This window comes from Erwinia sp. 9145, assembly GCF_000745075.1.
In the GTDB taxonomy this organism is placed as follows: Bacteria; Pseudomonadota; Gammaproteobacteria; order Enterobacterales; family Enterobacteriaceae; genus Erwinia; species Erwinia oleae.
Map to the genome: position 1 here is coordinate 425,931 of NZ_JQNE01000001.1, position 20,927 is coordinate 446,857.

Below are 20,927 nucleotides of genomic sequence, written 5' to 3' on the forward strand. Positions count from 1 at the left end.
TTCGCTATGCAGGAGGCAACAGATGTCCTTTGATTACCTGAAAACGGCCATTCGCCAGCAGGGATGTACGCTTCAGCAGGTTGCGGATGCCAGCGGCATGACCAAGGGCTATCTCAGCCAGTTGCTGAATGCCAAAATCAAAAGCCCAAGCGCGCAAAAGCTGGAGGCGCTGCACCGTTTTCTGGGGCTTGAGTTTCCGCGCCGTGAAAAAACCATCGGCGTGGTGTTCGGTAAATTCTATCCGCTGCACACCGGGCACATTTACCTGATCCAGCGTGCCTGTAGTCAGGTGGACGAGCTGCACATCATTATGGGTTACGACGAGCCGCGCGATCGCCAGCTGTTTGAAGACAGCGCGATGTCGCATCAGCCGACCGTCAGTGACCGCCTGCGCTGGCTGCTGCAAACCTTTAAGTATCAGAAAAATATTCGCATCCACGCCTTTAACGAAGAGGGCATGGAGCCCTATCCGCACGGCTGGGACATCTGGAGCCGCGGCATGACCGGATTCATGGCGCAGCAGGGCATTGTGCCAAACCGCGTCTACACCAGCGAGGAGCCGGATGCGCCGCAGTATCAGCAGCATCTGGGGATCGAATCCGTATTGATCGATCCCAAACGTTCGTTTATGAACATCAGCGGCGCGCAGATCCGCCAGGATCCGTTTCGTTACTGGGAATACATTCCGACTGAGGTGAAGCCGTTTTTCGTGCGCACCGTGGCCATTCTTGGCGGCGAGTCGAGTGGGAAATCGACGCTGGTGAATAAGCTGGCAAACATTTTCAACACCACCAGCGCCTGGGAATTTGGTCGCGATTACGTCTTCTCCCATCTGGGCGGCGACGAGATGGCGCTGCAATATTCAGACTACGACAAAATCGCGCTCGGCCAGGCACAGTATATTGATTTTGCGGTGAAATATGCCAATAAAGTGGCGTTTATCGATACCGACTTCGTCACCACGCAGGCGTTCTGTAAAAAATATGAAGGACGCGAGCATCCGTTTGTGCAGGCATTGATCGACGAATATCGCTTCGATTTGGTGATCCTGGTGGAAAATAACGTCCCCTGGGTGGCCGACGGCCTGCGCAGCCTTGGCAGTTCGGTCGATCGTAAGGAATTTCAGTCGCTACTGGTTTCCATGCTCAACGCCAATAATATCGATTATGTGCACGTGGAACAGGACAGCTACGACGAGCGCTTCCTGCGCTGCGTTGACCTGGTAAAACAGATGTTGGGGGCGTAGGCCGCCCCCTGATGATGTGTCAGGCCAGCGCGCGCAGGGCATTGACGCTCTGCTGGCGAACGAATAGTCCTAACAGGGCGATACCTACCAGCGCCAGCAGGCTGGCGAGTAAAAAGGCCGAGGCGTAGCCACCGCCGTACTGGATCAGAAAACCGGTGATGCCCGGCGAAAGGATGCCAGCCAGGTTTGCCAGCAGATGGACAAAACCGCCCGCCGTACCGATTCGCTCTGACGGCACAATATCCTGAAGCAGTGACCAGCACGCCTGCGGTGTCATATAGGCGAATATGCTGGCAAGTGTGATCAGCGAAACGGCCACCGTCACGCTGCTGCTCCAGGCCGTTAACATCACGCAAACCGCAGCAATTGCCAGCCCACAAAAGATAACCAGTTTGCGCGACAGCAGAAAATTGCCGGTGCGATGGTAAATCGCGTCCGATATAATCCCGCCGCCAATAAAACCCACCGTTGCGCCCAGCCACGGCAGAATGCCGATCAGGCTCATACTTTTAATATCCAGATGCTGGAAGTCAGTCAGGTAGCTCGGCAGCCACGACAGGAAAAAATACTGGATATAGTTGAAGCAGAAGAAGGCGGAGGCGACACCCAGTACCGGCAGCGAAAACACATAGCGCCAGAGCGATATCGACGATGCTGCCGGGCTTTTTCCCGCACGGCTTGCCGGGCGCTGCGTAACGATTAGCTGCCGCTCAGCATCCGTCACGCGGCTGTGCTGCTCAGGCTTGTCGCGGAACAGCCACAGCCAGAACAGCAGCCAGATAAAACCCAGCACCGCGATCACTACAAAAGAGATACGCCAGCCGAAGTGCAGGCCGACAAGACCGACTACAGGCGCGGCGACCGCTGCGCCCAGCGGCTGACCGGCGTTGGTAAAGCCGACGGCGCGTCCCACCTCTTTGCGCGGGAACCAGTTGGCGATGGATTTGTTTGTCGTCGTACCCATCGGCCCTTCACCAATGCCGAAAAGCACGCGTACGATCAGCAGATGGGCAAAGTTGCCCGCCAGCGCGGTCGCACCACAGAACAGTGACCAGACCGCCGCCGCCCAGCCAAAAACGCGACGTGGTCCGAAGCGATCCGCGCCCCATCCGCCCAGGAAACAGAACAGGCAGTAGCCGATGAAAAAGCAGCTAAACAAGATGCCCATCTGTGCATCGTCGATCTGCAAATCTTTTTTGACCAGCGGTGCCATGACAGACAGTGCTGCGCGATCGAGGTAGTTCAGCATGCCAGCGAAAAACAGCAGCAGCGCCACAACGCTACGATAGTTTTTAAACATGATGCGCATCCTCAAAGTTAAATGTCATCTGACTGACGGTATGCGCTTCCAGCACCTGGCGATCCGGCTCGAAACCGAGGCCCGGCGTATCCGGCAGGGTAAGCGTTGGCTTGAAATCGAGCTGCGGCCACAGCAGGGGAGAGAAGCGAATCCAGGGCACCTCCAGCAACACATCTTCAGGCAGCGTGGCGACAAGGTGTGCTGTCGCCATCAGGCCTGCGCCATAATAAAAACAGTGCGGCACCACCTTCACCCCGAACTCACGGGCGCGGGCAAAAACGCGCAGGGAAGCGGTGATCCCGCCAACCTTCGCGACGCTCGGTTGCACCACATCAACAGCGTGCTGGCTCAGCAGTTCTTCAAATCCCCATTCGCCGGAAGCGTTCTCGCCTGCGGCAAGCGGCGTACCGGCCCGGCGAACGGCGGCCAGTCCGGCGGCATCATCCGGCGGCCAGACGGGCTCTTCCAGCCAGCCCAGTTTTAGCGGTGCCAGGCGTTCCGCATGCTGGCTGGCCTCGTCCACGCGCCAGGGACAGTTCACATCCACCATCAGCGTTGCGTCTTCCGGCAGCGCGGCGCGGGCGGCGGCAATGGCTTCATACGTCGTTTCATGAAGTTTGAGCGTAGTAAAACCGGCCTGCCATGCCCGACGAACCTGTCGAGCCACTTCCTGGGGCTGATTGTTGTAGCTTACCAGACTGGCATAGAGGCCTATTTGCCTGCGCTTCGCGCCGAGAAGCTGCCACAGCGGCTGATTTAACTGTTTTCCCAAAAGATCCCAGAGCGCAATGTCGATGGCGGAGAGGCCGTAGCGAACCGGGCCGCTTCGGCCAAAAGCATGCAGTGCTTTTTCCGCCTCCTGCATCAGCGCCGCCAGTGTTGACGGACTGTCAGGCAGGTTTTTCCCCAGAAAGCATGGCACGATCAGATCCTGCAATGCCTGAACAGTCACAGAGTTCGACAGATGACCAAAGGCTTCCCCCCAACCGTGTAATCCGTTATCTGTTTCGATGCGAACCAGCAGGGTTTCCATCTTTTTGAGCGCCGGTGAGGCGGCGTTCCACGCTGTTTCATTCGCAGGCGCCATGCTTCTTCCGCTTTCGAAAGGAATGGCGAGGCGAACAACCTCGATGTGAGTGATTTGCATACCGTAAACCTTATTTTGTAGGGCCGTCAGCGCCTTATTATTTTTCACTGGCGTGTTCATCAGGCTAAGTGAATAAACCTGAAACCGGCAGTCAGGATTCAGTATAAAAAGTGTATTGATGAGGTTCATCGTTCATGCGCACAAGGTTAACGGCCTAAAAACGCTGCGGTTTTGGCATTTGTTGTAAGGCGTGCGGGGTGAATCACAAAAGAGTGGGTAAGCCGGCGTGAATAAAACAAACAATGGCGTATCGAATGCAGCAGAAAGCGTTCTCGATACGCGCTTTTATTATAAGTAATATGGCATGACGTGGTTGTTTGCAGGCGTATGCGGATAACTCGCGGGTCATCATTCAGAAAAGTTAAGGGCTTTATATTATGAATACCAGTTTTGACACATTCATCTCGCCGCTTCTTTCTCTTATTGATAATAAGCTTCTGCTTTTTATAGTGGTTTTTATCATAACGGTTGCTTCACTCTATTATATTAAGCACAAGGCAAAGTCAGGCTTCAGTATCTCAGACAGATTCTGGATTTTCTGGACTGGCCATAAAAGAAAGGAGGGTAGCGATCTTATTGACGATATTATTGAAATTGAAAAATTTAACTATCATTACAATACCAACGCCGTATCAAAAAGGGAGAAGGTGCAGTTTGAAAATTGGGTAAGGAAATATGAGTTAGATTTTAAGCTGCTTTCTAAACTTAAAGGCTATTTTTCGATCGATATCCTCAAGGTGAAAAAGGTAAAAACGAGATGGTCGCTGGCGGCATTTCTGCTGATTTTTGTTCCTTTCTTTCTTCTTTGGGGATCGTTGATGGTGGCACTAAAACCCGCAGGCCTGATAAAAATGAAAGAAACAAGCTGGTTTTGGCTTAATAAAAATGAAGCCGCAGAATATAATTACTTCGGCGGAAAAAATGAAGGGTGGGTAATTAAACCTGCACAGTGTAATCAGCGTGAAACGCTGCCCGAGGCATTACCCGGCGTTGATGCTATATGCCGTTCCTTTACCGATCAAAAATTTCTGGCTGCCATAGCGGTTTTGATAAAACAGCAGCGATGGTTCTTTGGTGTAATAAGCGGCTTCATGTTGCTGGTTACTGTAGGACTTTTTAAAGCAACCATCACCATGATGATGACCTGGGATGCCAGAAAAATGATTTGCAGGAAAATAAAACACTATCGTGCGACGAGAGTGAAACAACAGACGGGGCAATAGTCAGCGCTGAAATAAAGGGCGCTTTCGCGCCCTTTATTGTGACTTCTGTTATTACTTCGCCATACGTTTGTACTTAATGCGTTTCGGCTCCAGCGCGTCGGCGCCGAGCGTGCGTTTCTTGTACTCTTCGTATTCGGTGAAGTTACCTTCAAAGAACTCCACCTTGCCCTCATCCTGATAATCAAGGATATGCGTGGCGATGCGGTCAAGGAACCAGCGGTCATGCGAGATAACCATTGCGCAGCCGGGGAACTCCAGCAGGGCGTTTTCCAGCGCGCGCAGGGTTTCGATGTCCAGGTCGTTGGTTGGCTCATCGAGCAGCAGCATGTTGCCGCCCACCTGGAGCAGTTTGGCAAGGTGCAGACGCCCGCGCTCGCCACCGGAAAGCTCGCCGACGCGTTTGCCCTGATCGACGCCTTTAAAGTTGAAGCGGCCAACGTAGGCGCGGCTTGGCATTTCCGTGGTGCCGATGCGCATAATGTCCTGGCCGCCGGATACTTCTTCCCAGACGGTTTTTGAGTTATCCATGCTGTCGCGGAACTGATCGACAGACGCCAGCTTGACGGTATCGCCCAGCACGATCGTGCCGGAGTCCGGCTGTTCCTGACCGGACATCATGCGGAACAGCGTGGATTTACCCGCGCCGTTCGGGCCGATGATGCCAACGATCGCCCCTTTTGGCACCGAGAAAGAGAGATCGTCAATCAGCAGACGATCGCCATAGGATTTACGCAAGTTGCTGACTTCAACCACCTTGTCGCCGAGGCGGGCGCCAGGTGGAATAAAGAGTTCGTTGGTTTCGTTACGCTTCTGGTAGTCGGTATTGTTGAGTTCTTCGAAGCGCGCCAGGCGAGCTTTGCCTTTTGACTGGCGGCCTTTCGCGCCCTGACGCACCCACTCCAGCTCTTTCTCAATGGATTTACGGCGTGCCGCTTCAGAAGAGGCTTCCTGCGCCAGACGCGCGTCCTTCTGCTCCAGCCACGAGGAGTAGTTGCCTTCCCACGGAATACCTTCGCCGCGGTCAAGCTCCAGGATCCAGCCGGCCACGTTGTCGAGGAAGTAGCGGTCATGGGTGATCGCCACCACGGTGCCTTCGAAATCGTGCAGGAAACGCTCCAGCCAGGCCACGGACTCGGCGTCCAGGTGGTTGGTCGGTTCGTCCAGCAGCAGCATATCGGGTTTTTCCAGCAGCAGGCGGCACAGCGCCACGCGGCGGCGCTCACCACCTGACAGGGTGGCGACCTTCGCTTCCCAGTCCGGCAGGCGCAGCGCATCCGCCGCGCGTTCAAGCTGGGTATTCAGGTTGTGGCCGTCATGCGCCTGAATAATCTCCTCCAGGCGGCCCTGTTCAGCGGCCAGCTTGTCGAAGTCGGCGTCTTCTTCCGCATAAAGCGCGTAAACCTCATCCAGCCTTTTCAGCGCGCTGACCACTTCTTCCAGCGCCTCTTCCACCGATTCGCGGACGGTATGTTCAGGGTTGAGCTGCGGCTCCTGCGCCAGATAACCAATTTTGATGCCCGGCTGCGGGCGCGCTTCCCCTTCGATATCGGTATCAATACCGGCCATGATACGCAGCAGGGTGGATTTACCTGCGCCATTCAGGCCGAGTACGCCGATTTTGGCGCCGGGGAAGAAGCTCAGAGAGATATTTTTCAGGATATGGCGCTTCGGCGGAACCACTTTGCCGACGCGGTGCATGCTATAGACGAATTGAGCCACGTTATTTTGAGCCTCTTGATGTCTGGGTGATAAATGGGGCAGAAACTCGCCCGCTCAGACCGGCAAGTTTAGCGGGTTTCCGTGGTTAATCACAGCCGTCGCCTGCGGATTATCCTGATATGTCGCTCCCTGAGCGATAAGCGTTTGATTTTTGAACAGCGCGGTTTATGCTGATTTTTTATCTTATAAAGCAGGGAGATATCGATGAAGGTTCTGATTGCCGCCGATGAGGATGCGTGGGGCGGAATGATCCAGCAATTTCGTCAGCGGCTCCCTGACGTAGAGTTTACTGCCTCGGCGCAGCAGGCGACAGAAAGCCTTGCCGGTTTTGACGTGCTGATCCCCGGCTCCGCAGAGGTATCTGCTTCGCTGCTGAGCACGGCCGATCGACTCAAGCTGATTCAGCAGCCGGGCGCCGGACTGGAAAGCGTAGATATCGACAGCGCCAGCGCGCTGGGAATTCCGGTGGCGAACGTGCCTTCCGACAGCTCAGGCAATGCGGATTCCGTGGCGGAACTGGGGATCTGGCTGATGATCAGCCTGGCGCGCGGCGCGCGTGAGATCCCGCAAATGATAGCTACCAGGCAGACAGGCCTGCCGGTGGGGATTGGGCTGGCCGGAAAAACCGTCGGGCTGGTAGGCCTGGGCGGTATCGGTAAAGCGCTGGCGAAGCGCCTGCTGCCGTTCGGCGTACGGCTGATTGGCGTGAAGCGCACGGCGGACAGCGCCTTCGCCAAAGCGCATCGCCTCGACTGGCTGGGCACTATGGAGCACCTGCCCGCGCTGTTGAGCGAGTCCGATTTTGTGGTGCTCAGCCTGCCCAATAATGACGCCACGCATCATATTATCGATGAAACGGCGCTGGCGCAGATGAAGCGGGGCAGTTTTCTGATTAACCTGGGACGCGGCGGTCTGGTTGAGAAGCCTTCCCTCCAGGCGGCGCTGGAAGTTGAACATCTGGCGGGCGCAGGGCTGGATGTGTTCTGGCAGGAGCCGCCGGATCCGGACGATCCGTTGTTTGATTACAACGTCATTGCCACGCCGCATATCGGCGGCGTAACGGATAATTCACTCAGCGGCAACGTCGAAAAAGTGTGTGAGAATCTGCGCCGATTGCGCGACGGGGAAGAGATCCTCAATCGCTGGAACTGACTAACTTCACGCCCTGCTGCGCCAGCCGATCCCCCAGCTTTTTCGGCGGCGGCTCATCGCTGATCAACATTGTAAAGGCGTTCAGCTCGCCAATGCGGGCGGGCAGCACTTTGCCAAACTTGCTGCTGTCCGCCAGCAAAATTTTTTGTGCGGCGCGCTGCATGGCCTGATGCTTCATTGGCAGTTCATTAAGGTTATAACAGGTCGCGCCCTGTTCGGCATCAATGCCCGCCGCAGAGATGAACGCTTTGCCCGGACACAGGCTGTCCATGACCGATCCCGCGCCGAGCGGGGTGAAAATAGCGTTATCGGCATGAAACTCACCGCCGTTGAGGATAACCCGGCACAGCGGCTTCTCCTTCAGCGCCAGAAAGGTGTTCATTGCGCAGCAGATGGCGGTAAACGCCAGCGTATCGTCAATGGCCTCAATCACCCACGGCATCGTGGTGCCGCAGTCGAAAAATACCGTCTCACCCGGCGTTATCAGCGCGGCGGCCAGCGCGCCGAGACGCCGCTTCTTCGCCACGTTCTGCGCCTGCTGATCGGAGACGAAATAGTGCGGCTGGTGCCGTTTGGGATCGCTGACGATATAGCCGCCCAACAGCACCAGCGAAGCGGGCTGCTCGTTAAGATCGCGGCGCACGGTCATCTCAGAAACGGTCAGCAGCTTTGCCGCTTCTTTCAGGTGAATTTTATCGGTTCGCCGCAGCGCCTGCTCAAGCTTGTTAATGCGCTCGTCGCGCCGGGTTTCCATGATCGATGGCTCCTGAGTCTTGCAGTGAAAAATTCTGGTCTGAACGCAGCCTGTCGATATTACCTTTATTGCGTTCGCGCCGTAAACCGCCAGCCGAATGGCAGGTTACGTAAATTTTTATGCTTAACATAGCGGGACGGCCTCAGCCTGGTTAGCATGAAGTCATATCAGGCGTGGGACAACAGAGAGGCGTAACGTGAGGAAAGTCATGGCGGACAAGTGGCAGTGGGGAATTGCAGGCGCCTTATTGGTTATCACCAGCACAGCACAGGCGGATTCGCTGGACGCACAGCGTAGCCGCTATCAGCAAATTAAGCAGGCATGGGACAGCAACCAGATGGATACGGTGGCGCAACTGATGCCGACGCTGCGTGACTATCCTCTCTATCCCTATCTCGAATATCGCCAGCTGGCGCAGGATCTCGATCAGGAGACGGGGCTGGCGGTGAATGCTTTTTTACAACGCTATCCCACGCTCCCGCCGGCGCGCTCGCTGCCGTCGCGCTTCGTCAACGTGCTGGCGTATCGTCAGGACTGGCGCGGCCTGCTGGTCTTCAGTCCTGAAATGCCGAAGCCCGTCTCCGCGCAGTGCAACTGGTATTACGCTAAATGGTCGACCGGGCAGCAGCAGGTTGCGCTGGACGGCGCCAAAACGCTCTGGTTGCGCGGCACTGCGCTGCCCACTGCCTGCGACAAGCTGATTAGCGTCTGGCAGGCGGCGGGGCAGCAAACACCCATCGCTACGCTGGCGCGCATTCGTCTGGCGATGAAAGAGGGCAATACCAGCCTGGTCAACGCGCTTGCAGCTCAGCTACCTGAAGATTATCAAACGATTGCCAGCGCGGTGAAGGATCTGCAAAACAATCCGGGCAGCGTGGAAAATTTTGCCCGTAGCGTGGGGCCAACCGACTTTACCCGTCAGGCTACCGTTATTGCCTTTACGCGCGCGGCGCGCGATGACGCGGAAAACGCGCGACTGATGATCCCTTCGCTGGTGCGGCTGCAAAAAATGGACGAGAGCGACGAGCAGGCGCTGAGCGAGGCAGTCGCCTGGCGGCTGATGGGTAACGATATCACCAGCGAACAGGCGCGCTGGCGCGACAACGTTGTGATGCGCAGCGAGTCCACCGCGCTGATTGAGCGCCGTATAAGAATGTCGCTGGGTAATCACGATCGTCGCGGGATGAATACCTGGCTCGCTCGCTTGCCCATTGAAGACAAACAAAAAGATGAATGGCAGTACTGGCAGGCCGATCTGCTGATAGGTGAAGGGCGTCAGGAAGAAGCGGAAAAGATTTTGCGCACGCTGATGCAGGCGCGCGGTTTCTATCCGATGGTGGCTGCGCAACGGCTGAATGAACCCTACAAAATGCAGATAGATGAGGCGCCTTCGCCGGAAAGCAGCCTGACACAGGGGCCGGAGATTGCCCGCGTACGCGAACTGATGTACTGGGGCATGGATAACCTTGCGCGCAGCGAGTGGAGCTCGCTGGTAACCAGCCGAACGCGCGGCCAGCAGCAGCAACTGGCGCACTATGCGTATCAGCAGAACTGGTGGGATCTCAGCGTGCAGGCGACCATCACCGGTAAACTGTGGAATCAGCTTCAGGAGCGCTTCCCGCTGGCGTATCAGGATCAGTTTCAGCGCTACTCGTCAGGTAAAGCGATTCCGATCAGCTACGCAATGGCGATTGCCCGTCAGGAGAGCGCATGGAATCCAAAAGCGCGTTCGCCGGTCGGCGCGTCGGGGCTGATGCAGGTGATGCCCGCGACGGCACAGCATACGGTCAACAAATACAGCCTGCCGGGCTACAGCAACAGCAGCCAGCTGCTCGATCCTGAAACCAACATTCAGATCGGTACGCAGTATCTGGAATCGGTTTATCAACAGTTCGGGCAAAACAGGATTTTCTCTTCAGCGGCCTACAACGCCGGCCCGTCGCGTGTTAAAACCTGGCTGGGCAACAGCGCCGGGCGGCTGGATGCGGTAGCCTTCATCGAAACCATTCCGTTTTCGGAAACGCGCGGCTACGTGAAAAACGTGCTGGCCTATGATGCTTACTACCGACATTTCATGGATAAACCGGACAGCATCCTCTCTGAGAACGAGTGGCAGCGACGCTACTGATTGCCAGTCGGTTATGGTATGCTTTTGTACTAGTTTATGAGTATGGAGCATCTATGACCGATTTTTCTGCGCTTGTCTCAGCAGAACCGCACAATGAAGAGTGGCAGCGTTTCGTCCGGCTGCTTCAGCAGGCGTTTGAAAGCGGGCTGCATTTGCCGCTGCTGCAACTGATGATGACGCCTGATGAGCGTGAAGCATTGGGCACGCGTCTGCGCATTGTCGAAGAACTGATGCGTGGGGAGCTCAGCCAGCGCGAATTGAAAAACGATCTGGGCGTGGGTATCGCGACCATTACGCGCGGCTCCAACAGCCTGAAGAGCGCGCCGCCAGCGCTGAAGTTGTGGCTGGAGGCACAGTTACTGAACGGGTCAGATAAGGTCTGATTCCGTTTTCATCTGGTAGATTTCATTGTGGAACGGGCAGAGGGCAAGGATCAGCGCCTGGTGATAGACGCTGGTGCGGCTCAACAGTCCGTTGGTAAACGCGCCAATGGCACCGCCTTTCTGTTTAATATTCTCCACGCCCGTCAGACGCGCCATCTCGTCGCCCAGTTCACGGCCCTGATGAATGCCTTTCATTACCACGGCAGGCAGCGTAAAGCTCGCGGAGCGGGATTCACCGCGCTGACGCTGGTTTTCAATCACCATCCAGGCAAATGCGCAGTCGTCTTCGATTCCCGCCTCAATCGCCACCCAGAAACTGGCTTCCGGCCTGACCTTTCTGGCGTTCATCACGCGCTGGCGTGCGCCAGTTCTCGTTTCTGTGTTTGAAACGGGCTGAGGGGCGACGCCGCTGTCGACCTCAACACCTTCTATATGGCAGGATCCCTCCCCAAACACATCGCTGAACGCTTGAGAAATTGCCTTAATTTTTGCCGGATTAGTGGTGGCAGCGACAACATGGTGCATAATTGTTTGAGTCCTTTACGTAAATTTGTCGCAGTATAACGGAAAATCGCATGTTACAGGTCTATCTTGTTCGCCACGGAGAAACGCTCTGGAATGCAGCACGACGCATTCAGGGCCAGTCAGACAGCGCGCTGACGGAAAAAGGAGAGAGGCAGGCGCACCAGGTTGGTGAGCGGGTCAAAAACCTCGGTATTACCCACGTTATCGCCAGCGATCTGGGACGCACACGGCGCACGGCAGAGATCATCGCCGATGCCTGTGGGTGCGAGGTGATCCTCGATCCCCGTTTGCGTGAACTGAATATGGGCGTGCTGGAGCAGCGCGAGCTGGATCTGCTGACCGCCGAAGAAGAAGGTTGGCGATCGGCGCTGGTGGACGGCACGCCGGACGGCCGCATTCCTGAAGGCGAATCCATGACGGAGATGGCGGAAAGAATGCATCAGGCGCTCAACGCCTGTCGCGAACTGCCGGAAGGAAGCCGCCCTTTGCTGGTCAGCCACGGCATGGCGCTTGGCGTGCTGGTCAGCACCATTCTGGGGCTGCCTGCGTACGCGGAACGTCGCCTGCGGCTGCGCAACTGCTCAATCTCGCGGGTGGATTATCAGCAGAGCGCGTGGCTTGCATCGGGCTGGGTGGTGGAAACAGCGGGCGACGTCTCGCATCTTGACGCGCCCGCGCTGGATGAAATACAGCGTTAGCCATGACGGGGCGATAACGCCCCCGCGCAGTCAGGCCTGTTGAGAGCGGATGGGGATCAGATATTCGCAGCGGATCTCCATCGGCGGTTCCGGACGTTTTTTTCCGCCGTGGGTATGAAAACGCTCAATGTCCTGGCCGTGTCGGCGGGTAAGCTGAAGCGTCGGCATGCAGGTTCCGTAAATCAACAGGATAAAATCCTGTAAGTTGGTGCGCGGCCCTTCATAATTAAACTGCACATACTCGCCCGGCTCCAGCAGTACCGTCTGCGTGGCGGGCATGTTCTCTGACACGCGATCGGAAGGGACCGCCGTGGTGTAGAGAATTTCCTGTTCGTCATCTTTTTCCACGCTGGGGCGGGACTGATGCAGGCCGTACAGCTCCGGCGGCACCATATCGGTCTCGGTCAAAAACTGACGCCAGAAGTGAATGCGCATATCGTCACGATAGCTGGAGATCTGCTCCAGCGTACAGGTGTAACTTTGGGTCTGGCCAATCAGCACGGTTTCCGGCAGCGTCACGAAGGTGGCTTCCGGCATGGTGAAATCACCCAGGCGGATCGGCGGGCGCAGGCCATAAGAGTTCCAGTCCGATACGCGGCGATACCAGGCAGGCGTCTGGTTAAACTGCTTTTTAAACGCGCGCGTAAAGGTTTGCTGTGAATCGAAACGGTACTGAAGGGCAATATCCAGGATGGGGCGGCTGGTCAGACGTAGCGCAACGGCCGCTTTTGACAGCCGACGCGCGCGGATATAGGCGCCGATCGCATGACCGGTCACATCCTTAAACATTCTTTGCAGGTGCCATTTGGAATATCCTGCTCTGGCGGCGACATTATCCAACGACAGAGGCTGATCGAGGTGGCTTTCAAGCCAGACAAGCAAATCGCGAATGATACCGGCTTGATCCATAAAGGGCCCTCATCCTGTTTAAAATTAATGCGGGAAGACAATTTGTCGGGTAATGATGCTAACACAGCGTCATTATTATGTTGACGAATGTGATGTATGAGTTTGTTACGAGCGTCGGCATGCTATCACACGCGGCGACGGACCGAACAGATAACTTACAATGTCATCTATTTTTTTTGCAATGGTAACGGAATGACAATGAAAAAAATGCTAATAGTTACATCTGTAATATTTGCCTCACTCACGGCACGGGCAGAACAGGTGGGTTCGGTTGATACGGTTTTCAAAATTTTTGGCCCGGATCATAAGATTGTGGTCGAAGCGTTTGACGATCCGGACGTAAAAAACGTCACCTGCTACATCAGCCGGGCAAAAACCGGCGGCATTAAGGGCGGGCTGGGACTCGCGGAAGATACCTCGGATGCGGCAATTTCCTGCCAGCAGGTTGGGCCGGTGGAACTGAGTGACAAAATCGCCCAGGGAAAAGCGGAAGGCGAGGTGGTTTTTCGCCAGCGAACGTCGCTGATTTTTAAGAAACTCCAGGTGGTACGTTTTTTTGATAAGAAACGTAACGCGTTGATTTACCTGAGCTATTCTGACAGGGTTGTTGATGGATCGCCGAAGAATGCCCTCAGCGCCGTACCGATTATGCCGTGGGTAAAATAGCCAGCAAAAAGGCCGGATTGCCGGCCTTATGGGTTACTGATTAATCCTGCAAATCGCCACAGAAACGGTAGCCTTCGCCGTGAATGGTGGCGATGATTTCCGGCGTGTCGGGCGTGGATTCGAAATGCTTACGAATGCGGCGGATGGTCACGTCAACGGTGCGATCGTGTGGTTTCAGCTCGCGACCGGTCATTTTTTTCAGCAAATCGGCACGCGTCTGTATTTTGCCCGGATTTTCGCAGAAGTGCAGCATGGCGCGGAACTCGCTGCGCGGCAGCTTGTACTGCTCGCCCTGAGGGCTCACCAGTGAACGACTGTTGATATCCAGTTCCCAACCATTGAAGCGATAGCTCTCGACCAGTTTCCGCTCTTCGCTGTGTGGCGCAAGGTTCATGGTGCGCGACAGCAGGTTGCGAGCGCGGATGGTCAGCTCGCGCGGGTTAAATGGTTTGGTGATGTAGTCGTCAGCACCGATCTCAAGGCCCAGAATTTTATCCACTTCATTATCTCTGCCCGTCAGGAACATCAGCGCCACGTTAGCCTGTTCGCGCAGTTCACGCGCCAGAAGCAGACCATTTTTACCAGGCAGGTTAATGTCCATAATGACAAGATTAATGTCGTTATCGGTTAAAATCTGATGCATTTCAGCACCATCCGTAGCTTCATAAACCATGTAGCCTTCGGCCTCAAAAATACTTTTGAGAGTATTGCGAGTAACTAATTCGTCTTCAACGATAAGTATGTGCGGGGTCTGCATGTGTTTGCTACCTAAAATTGCCTACAAAATCAAAACCGGGATACAGCGATGCGCCGCCTCTGTCACTGAGTAAAGGCGATACGGCGCGAAACGACGGCTGTACGGAATAATGTTCCAGATACGCTAATCACTCTGCCGATAACGGAAACGATGCATATGTGTCCGATTCGGCTTATAAAGGGCGTATATCCTAACCACATTAACAGTCATATAACAGTGCAAATGCCAGGCAATGGCGACTAAAACAACGCTATCTTGACTTATATCAAATCAATTGTAGCACATTAACATTTTTGTGAAAAACTCTTCCCTGATTGCCAGCTTAGCTCACAAATTTACTCTTTTGAGTAAGCGCTGTTCTAAAAATCCCTTTTTCTGTCGGGTTGATTTTAACAATTGTTAACTTATTGAAACGTAAATGATTAAGCAAGATAACTCATTTTTATTCGTCAATTCAATGAGAAGTGCTCATAACTTTTGTTTATTACAGCAAAAAGTATGATTTCAATGTTAATTAAATGTTAATTTACGCATTCTTTTTTTTAACGTCAAGTCATGCCACAGTAGACGCTGTATTCATTAACCTGAAAGGTTGCTATGCGTTTTCCTCTCATTCTTGTTTCGCCCGCGCGCCCGGAAAATATTGGCGCAGCCGCACGCGCGATGAAAACAATGGGTTTTGATGAACTGCGTATCGTCAACAGTCAGGCGCATCGGGAACCCGCAGCTCGTTGGGTGGCCCATGGCGCCAGCGAGATCCTTGACAATGCCACCCACTGGGATTCGCTGGCGGCGGCGCTGGCGGATATCGACTTCAGCGTGGCAACCACGGCGCGCAACCGCGCAAAATATCACTATTACGCCACGCCTCAGCAGCTTGAAACGCTGCTGGAAGAAAAAAGGCAGTGGGTAAGCAGCGTGGCGTTGGTATTTGGCCGCGAAGACAGCGGCCTGACCAATGAAGAACTGGCGCTGGTGGATATTCTGACCGGCGTGCCGATGGCGGCCGACTATCCGTCGCTGAACCTTGGGCAGGCCGTCATGGTGTACTGCTACCAGCTCTCTGCGCTGCGCCAGGTCAGCGCGGTCACCGAAGCCGCCGCCGACGGCCAGCAGCTTTCCGCACTGCGGGAACGCTGCGAACGGCTGCTGGTACATCTTGAGGTGAGCGAGGATCGCAAGCTGGCGGAGTGGCTCAATCAGCGCATCGGCCTGTTGGCGCAGCGAGACAGCGCCATGTTGCACCGTTTGCTGCACGATATCGAAAAAAAATTAGCAGATAAAAACGCTGATTAACGTTATTCGTATAGCGTGACTTGCTGTATTTTTTTTGTCATGCCGAAGATTCATTCGGAGGGCGCGATGCAAAAAGCCTTTACGTATTACCCGGACAGTCCGCCTGCACAGGAAATAAATTGACATGGCGGGACGATTGCTTTACTTCTGAGTGCAGACAAATCAATAGCGATGACCAACTTTACATGCGTAATCTCAGCCTGATGACCACCATCATTATTACCACCACCATTACCACAGGTAACGGTGCGGGCTGACGCATCCAGGAAATAAAAAAAAGCCCGCACCTGAACAGTGCGGGCTTTTTTTTCGGCAAAAATTCAGGAGAAAGTAAGAATGAGAGTGCTGAAATTCGGTGGAACCTCAGTGGCGAATGCAGAAAGATTTCTGCGCGTCGCCGATATTCTGGAGAGCAATGCGAAGCAGGGACAGGTTGCTACCGTGTTATCCGCACCTGCAAAAATCACCAACCATCTGGTGGCGATGATTGAAAAAACCATCAGCGGACAGGATGCGTTGCCGAATATCAGCGATGCAGAAGCGATTTTTACCGCGCTGCTCGACGGCCTGGCGGAAGCGCAACCCGGTTTCGACCACCCACGCCTGAAAACGCTGGTGAGCCAGGAGTTCGCCCAGCTCAGGCAGGTCCTCCACGGTATCAGCCTGCTGGGGCAATGTCCTGACAGCGTCAATGCCGCCATTATCTGCCGTGGCGAAAAACTCTCCATCGCCATTATGGACGCGCTGCTCCAGGCGCGTGGGTATGCGGTCAGCGTGATCGATCCTGTCGAAAAGCTGCTGGCCGTTGGTCACTATCTGGAATCAACCGTTGATATCGCCGAATCGACCCGCCGCATCGCCGCCAGTCAGATCCCTGCCGAAAATATGATCCTGATGGCTGGCTTCACCGCAGGAAACGAAAAGGGCGAACTGGTGGTGCTCGGACGCAACGGTTCCGACTACTCTGCCGCCGTGCTGGCCGCCTGCCTGCGCGCCGACTGCTGTGAAATCTGGACCGATGTGGACGGCGTCTACACCTGCGATCCGCGCCAGGTGCCCGACGCGCGGCTGCTGAATTCGATGTCGTATCAGGAAGCGATGGAGCTCTCCTACTTCGGCGCCAAAGTGCTGCATCCACGTACGATTACGCCTATCGCCCAGTTTCAGATCCCGTGCCTGATAAAAAATACCGCCAACCCGCAGGCGCCGGGCACGCTGATCGGCGGCGACAGCGTCGATCCGGTTGAAAACCCGGTTAAGGGCATCACCAACCTGAATAACATGGCGATGTTCAACGTTTCCGGCCCCGGCATGAAGGGCATGATCGGTATGGCGGCCAGGGTGTTTGCCGCCATGTCGCGCAGCGGCATTTCTGTGGTGCTGATCACGCAATCCTCTTCCGAATACAGCATCAGCTTCTGCGTACCGCAGAGCGATCTGGCGCGGGCGCGGTCGGTACTTGAAGACGAATTTTACCTTGAGCTGAAAGACGGGCTGCTTGAGCCGCTGGACGTCATTGAACGCCTGGCGGTGATCTCCGTCGTCGGCGACGGCATGCGCACGCTGCGCGGCATTTCGGCGAAATTTTTCTCAGCGCTGGCGCGTGCCAATATCAATATTGTGGCTATCGCGCAGGGCTCGTCCGAACGATCGATCTCCGTGGTGGTGGACAATGACGATGCGACAACCGGCGTTCGCGTGGTGCACCAGATGCTCTTCGCCACCGATCAGGTAATTGAAGTTTTTGTGATCGGCGTGGGCGGCGTGGGCGGCGCGCTGTTGAATCAGCTCTATCGCCAGCAGGCATGGCTGAAAAACAAGCATATCGATCTGCGCGTCTGCGGCATCGCCAATTCCAGGGCGCTGTTGACTAACGTCCACGGTATCCCGCTGAATAACTGGCAGGAGGCGCTGCAACAGGCGAAAGAGCCGTTTAACCCTGGCCGCCTGATCCGCCTGGTGAAGGAATATCACCTGTTGAATCCGGTGATTGTCGACTGTACGTCAAGCCAGGCGGTGGCCGATCAGTATGCCGATTTCCTTGCCGAGGGTTTCCATGTGGTGACGCCGAACAAAAAGGCCAACACCGCCTCGTGGGATTATTATCAGCAGATGCGCGCGGCGGCGGCCAAATCGCGCCGCAAGTTCCTCTATGACACCAACGTGGGCGCGGGCCTGCCGGTAATTGAGAACCTGCAAAACCTGCTCAACGCCGGTGATGAACTGATCCGCTTCTCCGGTATTCTTTCCGGCTCGCTGTCGTTTATTTTCGGCAAGCTGGACGAGGGTGTTTCGCTGTCGGAGGCGACGAAAATGGCGCGCGAGATGGGCTTCACCGAGCCGGACCCACGAGACGATCTCTCCGGCATGGACGTGGCACGCAAGCTGTTGATCCTCGCGCGTGAGGCGGGTTATCAACTTGAATTAAGCGACATCGACATCGAAGCGGCATTACCCGCGTCTTTTACGGCCATTCCTGATGTGGAAACCTTTATGGCGCGCCTGCCGGAGCTGGACGACGCGTTCGGCGCGCGGGTGGCGGCCGCTCGCGAAGAGGGCAAAGTATTGCGCTTCGTTGGCGCGATTGAAGAGGGCGGACGCTGCCGGGTGAAAATCGCGGCGGTAGACGGCAACGATCCGTTGTATAAAGTAAAAAATGGCGAGAATGCGCTGGCCTTCTACAGCCGCTACTATCAGCCGATTCCGCTGGTGCTGCGCGGCTACGGCGCGGGCAACGATGTGACGGCGGCGGGCGTATTCGCCGATCTGCTGCGTACGCTTTCATGGAAGCTGGGAGTCTGAATATGGTTAAAATTTATGCGCCGGCATCTATCGGCAACGTCAGCGTGGGCTTTGACGTGCTGGGCGCGGCGGTATCGCCGATTGACGGCACGCTGCTTGGCGACTGCGTCAGCGTGGAATCCGCCAGCCGGTTCAGCCTGCGCAACGAGGGCCGCTTTGTGAGTAAACTGCCCACCGTGCCAGAGGAAAACATCGTCTGGCAGTGCTGGGATCGCTTCTGTGAGGAGATCGGTGAGCGTGTCAACGTTGCGATGACGCTGGAAAAGAACATGCCGATCGGATCGGGCCTCGGCTCCAGCGCCTGCTCGGTGGTGGCCGGGCTGATGGCGATGAACGAACACTGCGGCAGGCCGCTTGACGACACGCGGCTGCTGGCGCTGATGGGCGAGCTGGAGGGACGTATATCCGGCAGCGTTCATTATGATAACGTCGCGCCCTGTTTTCTGGGCGGCATGCAGTTGATGCTGGAAGAGAACGGTATTATCAGCCAGCCTGTGCCATGCTTTGATGAGTGGCTGTGGGTGATGGCCTATCCGGGTATTAAAGTGTCCACCGCCGAGGCGCGGGCCATTCTCCCGGCGCAGTACCGTAAACAAGACATTATTAAGCACGGTCGCTACCTGGGCGGGTTTATTCATGCCTGCCACACGCAGCAACCGGCACTGGCGGCCGCGCTGATGCGCGATGTCATTGCTGAACCTTATCGCACGAAACTGCTGCCGGGATTCGCACAGGCGCGCGAGGCGCTTGCCGATATCGGCGCGCTGGCCTGCGGCATTTCCGGCTCCGGCCCAACGCTGTTTGCCGTCTGCAACCGGGCGGATACCGCTCAGCGCACCGCAGACTGGCTCCGGCAGCACTATCTGCAAAATGATGAAGGCTTCGTCCATATTTGCCGCTTAGACACGGCGGGCGCACGTAACCAGGATAACGCATGAAACTCTATAACTTAAAGGATCACAACGAGCAGGTAAGCTTTGCACAGGCGGTAAAGCAGGGACTGGGCAAACAGCAGGGGCTGTTTTTCCCGCTGGAACTGCCGGAATTTGAATCGACCGACATCGATGAGATGCTGGAGATGGATTTTGTCACCCGCAGCAGCAAAATTCTTTCGGCGTTTATCAGCGACGAAATCGCGCCGCATCAGCTCCATGAGCGCCTTAAAACCGCCTTCACCTTTCCTGCGCCGGTGGTTAACGTCACCGACGATATTGCCGCGCTGGAGCTGTTTCACGGGCCAACGCTGGCCTTTAAAGACTTCGGCGGGCGCTTTATGGCGCAGATGCTGGCCTGGGCCAGCGGCGCCGACGAGAAAATCACCATTCTGACCGCCACTTCCGGCGATACCGGCGCAGCGGTTGCGCATGCGTTTTACGGCATGGATAACGTGCGCGTGGTCATTCTCTATCCGCAGGGCAAAATCAGCCCGCTTCAGGAGAAGCTGTTCTGTACGCTCGGCGGCAATATTCAAACCATCGCCATCGACGGTGATTTTGACGTGTGTCAGTCGCTGGTTAAACAAGCGTTTGATGATGAGGTGCTGAAAAAAGCCATCGGCCTGAACTCTGCCAACTCAATCAATATCAGCCGCCTGTTGGCGCAGATTTGCTACTACTTCGAAGCGGTGGCGCAGTTGCCGCAGGAGAAACGCAACCAGCTGGTGATCTCTGTGCCGAGCGGCAACTTTGGCGACCTGACCGCAGGCCTGCTGGCGAAATCCCTTGGCCTGCCGGTGAAGCGTTTTATCGCCGCCACCAATGCCAACGATACCGTGCCGCGTTTCCTGACCGGCGGCGAATGGCAGCCCAACGTGACGGTCGCCACGCTGTCGAACGCGATGGACGTCAGCCAGCCTAATAACTGGCCGCGCGTTGAGGAGATTTTCCGTCGCAAGACCTGGCGCTTAACCGAGTTGGGCTTTGGCGCGGTTGATGATGACACCACCAAATCCAGCATGCGCGAGCTGGCGGATCTGGGCTATTTCTCCGAGCCGCACGCCGCCATTGCGTATCGCCTGCTGCGCGATCAGCTTCAGGACGGAGAGTTTGGTCTGTTCCTTGGCACCGCGCATCCGGCGAAATTCAAAGAGAGCGTTGAGGCGATCCTGGAACGCACGCTGCCGCTGCCGGACGCGCTGGCCGAACGTGCTGAACTGCCGTTGTTATCGCATAAAATGGCGGCGGACTTCGCCCCGTTACGCGAGTTCCTGCTGCACAAATAAA

At 55.8% G+C, this 20,927-nt stretch carries 18 protein-coding genes and 1 other annotated feature; of the genes, 11 read left to right on the forward strand and 7 right to left on the reverse strand.

The window, feature by feature from the left end; all coding sequences use genetic code 11:
• Positions 1–22 precede the first annotated feature (22 nt).
• Complete coding sequence (gene nadR, locus FA91_RS02185; RefSeq protein WP_034912130.1) at positions 23–1,246, forward strand: multifunctional transcriptional regulator/nicotinamide-nucleotide adenylyltransferase/ribosylnicotinamide kinase NadR; 1,224 nt, start codon at positions 23–25, stop codon at positions 1,244–1,246.
• A gap of 19 nt (positions 1,247–1,265) precedes the next feature.
• On the opposite strand, the gene FA91_RS02190 is transcribed toward nadR, so the two are convergent.
• Both FA91_RS02190 and FA91_RS02195 read right to left on the reverse strand, forming a co-directional pair.
• Complete coding sequence (locus FA91_RS02190; protein WP_034912131.1) at positions 1,266–2,546, reverse strand: MFS transporter; 1,281 nt, start codon at positions 2,544–2,546, stop codon at positions 1,266–1,268.
• On the reverse strand, positions 2,539–3,693 hold the full coding sequence (locus FA91_RS02195; protein ID WP_034918835.1) for a mandelate racemase/muconate lactonizing enzyme family protein: 1,155 nt from the start codon (positions 3,691–3,693) through the stop codon (positions 2,539–2,541). The genes FA91_RS02190 and FA91_RS02195 overlap by 8 nt, the downstream gene beginning before the upstream one ends.
• A 377-nt stretch (positions 3,694–4,070) precedes the next feature.
• On the opposite strand from FA91_RS02195, the gene FA91_RS02200 reads away from it, so the two are divergent.
• Complete coding sequence (locus FA91_RS02200) at positions 4,071–4,916, forward strand: DUF6216 family protein (RefSeq protein WP_034912132.1); 846 nt, start codon at positions 4,071–4,073, stop codon at positions 4,914–4,916.
• Between the two features lie 51 nt (positions 4,917–4,967).
• Here FA91_RS02200 and ettA read toward each other — a convergent pair whose 3' ends face one another.
• Positions 4,968–6,635 carry an energy-dependent translational throttle protein EttA gene (gene ettA / locus FA91_RS02205; protein ID WP_034912134.1) on the reverse strand — a complete coding sequence of 556 codons (1,668 nt, stop codon included), beginning with the start codon at positions 6,633–6,635 and terminating at the stop codon, positions 4,968–4,970.
• 204 nt (positions 6,636–6,839) lie between these two features.
• Here ettA and FA91_RS02210 point away from each other — a divergent pair, with 204 nt between their 5' ends.
• Positions 6,840–7,787, forward strand: a complete 948-nt coding sequence (locus tag FA91_RS02210) for a 2-hydroxyacid dehydrogenase (protein ID WP_034912135.1) — start codon at positions 6,840–6,842, stop codon at positions 7,785–7,787.
• Here FA91_RS02210 and deoR read toward each other — a convergent pair.
• Entirely contained in the window at positions 7,771–8,541 is a 771-nt protein-coding gene (gene deoR / locus FA91_RS02215) for a DNA-binding transcriptional repressor DeoR (RefSeq protein ID WP_034912136.1), read from the reverse strand. The two genes, FA91_RS02210 and deoR, sit on opposite strands and share 17 nt — an antisense overlap.
• A gap of 208 nt (positions 8,542–8,749) precedes the next feature.
• Between deoR and sltY the strand changes: the two genes are divergently transcribed.
• Entirely contained in the window at positions 8,750–10,669 is a 1,920-nt protein-coding gene (gene sltY / locus FA91_RS02220; protein ID WP_034912139.1) for a murein transglycosylase, read from the forward strand.
• A 53-nt stretch (positions 10,670–10,722) separates the two neighbouring features.
• Positions 10,723–11,052: a trp operon repressor gene (trpR, locus tag FA91_RS02225; protein ID WP_034912140.1), complete on the forward strand. Its 330-nt coding sequence runs from the start codon at positions 10,723–10,725 to the stop codon at positions 11,050–11,052.
• Here trpR and yjjX read toward each other — a convergent pair.
• The gene (yjjX, locus tag FA91_RS02230) at positions 11,038–11,577 is read right to left on the reverse strand and encodes an inosine/xanthosine triphosphatase (RefSeq protein WP_034912141.1); all 540 of its coding nucleotides are present in this window, start codon (positions 11,575–11,577) and stop codon (positions 11,038–11,040) included. The genes trpR and yjjX overlap by 15 nt on opposite strands.
• Positions 11,578–11,627: 50 nt before the next feature.
• On the opposite strand from yjjX, the gene gpmB reads away from it, so the two are divergent.
• Positions 11,628–12,275 (forward strand): 2,3-diphosphoglycerate-dependent phosphoglycerate mutase GpmB, encoded by a 648-nt coding sequence (gpmB, locus tag FA91_RS02235; protein WP_034912142.1) that lies wholly within the window; start codon positions 11,628–11,630, stop codon positions 12,273–12,275.
• A 30-nt stretch (positions 12,276–12,305) separates the two neighbouring features.
• Here gpmB and robA read toward each other — a convergent pair whose 3' ends face one another.
• Positions 12,306–13,184: an MDR efflux pump AcrAB transcriptional activator RobA gene (gene robA, locus FA91_RS02240; RefSeq protein WP_034912143.1), complete on the reverse strand. Its 879-nt coding sequence runs from the start codon at positions 13,182–13,184 to the stop codon at positions 12,306–12,308.
• 192 nt (positions 13,185–13,376) lie between these two features.
• Here robA and creA point away from each other — a divergent pair, with 192 nt between their 5' ends.
• On the forward strand, positions 13,377–13,850 hold the full coding sequence (creA, locus tag FA91_RS02245) for a protein CreA (protein ID WP_034912146.1): 474 nt from the start codon (positions 13,377–13,379) through the stop codon (positions 13,848–13,850).
• A 40-nt stretch (positions 13,851–13,890) separates the two neighbouring features.
• On the opposite strand, the gene arcA is transcribed toward creA, so the two are convergent.
• On the reverse strand, positions 13,891–14,607 hold the full coding sequence (arcA, locus tag FA91_RS02250; protein WP_034912148.1) for a two-component system response regulator ArcA: 717 nt from the start codon (positions 14,605–14,607) through the stop codon (positions 13,891–13,893).
• Between the two features lie 597 nt (positions 14,608–15,204).
• Between arcA and FA91_RS02255 the strand changes: the two genes are divergently transcribed.
• The 4 genes from FA91_RS02255 to thrC all read left to right on the forward strand — a co-directional run bounded on the left by FA91_RS02255 (position 15,205) and on the right by thrC (position 20,926).
• The gene (locus FA91_RS02255) at positions 15,205–15,903 is read left to right on the forward strand and encodes a tRNA/rRNA methyltransferase (RefSeq protein WP_034912150.1); all 699 of its coding nucleotides are present in this window, start codon (positions 15,205–15,207) and stop codon (positions 15,901–15,903) included.
• A gap of 192 nt (positions 15,904–16,095) precedes the next feature.
• Positions 16,096–16,214, forward strand: a sequence feature (Thr leader region).
• A 25-nt stretch (positions 16,215–16,239) separates the two neighbouring features.
• A complete protein-coding gene (thrA, locus tag FA91_RS02260; protein ID WP_034912151.1) occupies positions 16,240–18,705 on the forward strand; it encodes a bifunctional aspartate kinase/homoserine dehydrogenase I in 2,466 nt (821 codons plus the stop codon).
• A 2-nt stretch (positions 18,706–18,707) separates the two neighbouring features.
• Positions 18,708–19,643, forward strand: a complete 936-nt coding sequence (gene thrB / locus FA91_RS02265) for a homoserine kinase (protein WP_034912153.1) — start codon at positions 18,708–18,710, stop codon at positions 19,641–19,643.
• Entirely contained in the window at positions 19,640–20,926 is a 1,287-nt protein-coding gene (gene thrC / locus FA91_RS02270; protein ID WP_034912154.1) for a threonine synthase, read from the forward strand. The genes thrB and thrC overlap by 4 nt, the downstream gene beginning before the upstream one ends.
• Position 20,927 lies beyond the last annotated feature (1 nt).

Coding starts and splice junctions, on each gene's coding strand:
- FA91_RS02210 (WP_034912135.1), top strand. CDS start 6,840: ATGAAGGTTCTGATTGCCGCCGATGAGGATGCGTGGGGCGGAATGATC.
- FA91_RS02255 (WP_034912150.1), top strand. CDS start 15,205: ATGCGTTTTCCTCTCATTCTTGTTTCGCCCGCGCGCCCGGAAAATATT.
- deoR (WP_034912136.1), bottom strand. CDS start 8,541: ATGGAAACCCGGCGCGACGAGCGCATTAACAAGCTTGAGCAGGCGCTG.
- robA (WP_034912143.1), bottom strand. CDS start 13,184: ATGGATCAAGCCGGTATCATTCGCGATTTGCTTGTCTGGCTTGAAAGC.
- sltY (WP_034912139.1), top strand. CDS start 8,750: ATGGCGGACAAGTGGCAGTGGGGAATTGCAGGCGCCTTATTGGTTATC.
- FA91_RS02200 (WP_034912132.1), top strand. CDS start 4,071: ATGAATACCAGTTTTGACACATTCATCTCGCCGCTTCTTTCTCTTATT.
- thrB (WP_034912153.1), top strand. CDS start 18,708: ATGGTTAAAATTTATGCGCCGGCATCTATCGGCAACGTCAGCGTGGGC.
- creA (WP_034912146.1), top strand. CDS start 13,377: ATGACAATGAAAAAAATGCTAATAGTTACATCTGTAATATTTGCCTCA.
- gpmB (WP_034912142.1), top strand. CDS start 11,628: ATGTTACAGGTCTATCTTGTTCGCCACGGAGAAACGCTCTGGAATGCA.
- arcA (WP_034912148.1), bottom strand. CDS start 14,607: ATGCAGACCCCGCACATACTTATCGTTGAAGACGAATTAGTTACTCGC.
- FA91_RS02195 (WP_034918835.1), bottom strand. CDS start 3,693: ATGCAAATCACTCACATCGAGGTTGTTCGCCTCGCCATTCCTTTCGAA.
- thrC (WP_034912154.1), top strand. CDS start 19,640: ATGAAACTCTATAACTTAAAGGATCACAACGAGCAGGTAAGCTTTGCA.
- thrA (WP_034912151.1), top strand. CDS start 16,240: ATGAGAGTGCTGAAATTCGGTGGAACCTCAGTGGCGAATGCAGAAAGA.
- FA91_RS02190 (WP_034912131.1), bottom strand. CDS start 2,546: ATGTTTAAAAACTATCGTAGCGTTGTGGCGCTGCTGCTGTTTTTCGCT.
- yjjX (WP_034912141.1), bottom strand. CDS start 11,577: ATGCACCATGTTGTCGCTGCCACCACTAATCCGGCAAAAATTAAGGCA.
- nadR (WP_034912130.1), top strand. CDS start 23: ATGTCCTTTGATTACCTGAAAACGGCCATTCGCCAGCAGGGATGTACG.
- trpR (WP_034912140.1), top strand. CDS start 10,723: ATGACCGATTTTTCTGCGCTTGTCTCAGCAGAACCGCACAATGAAGAG.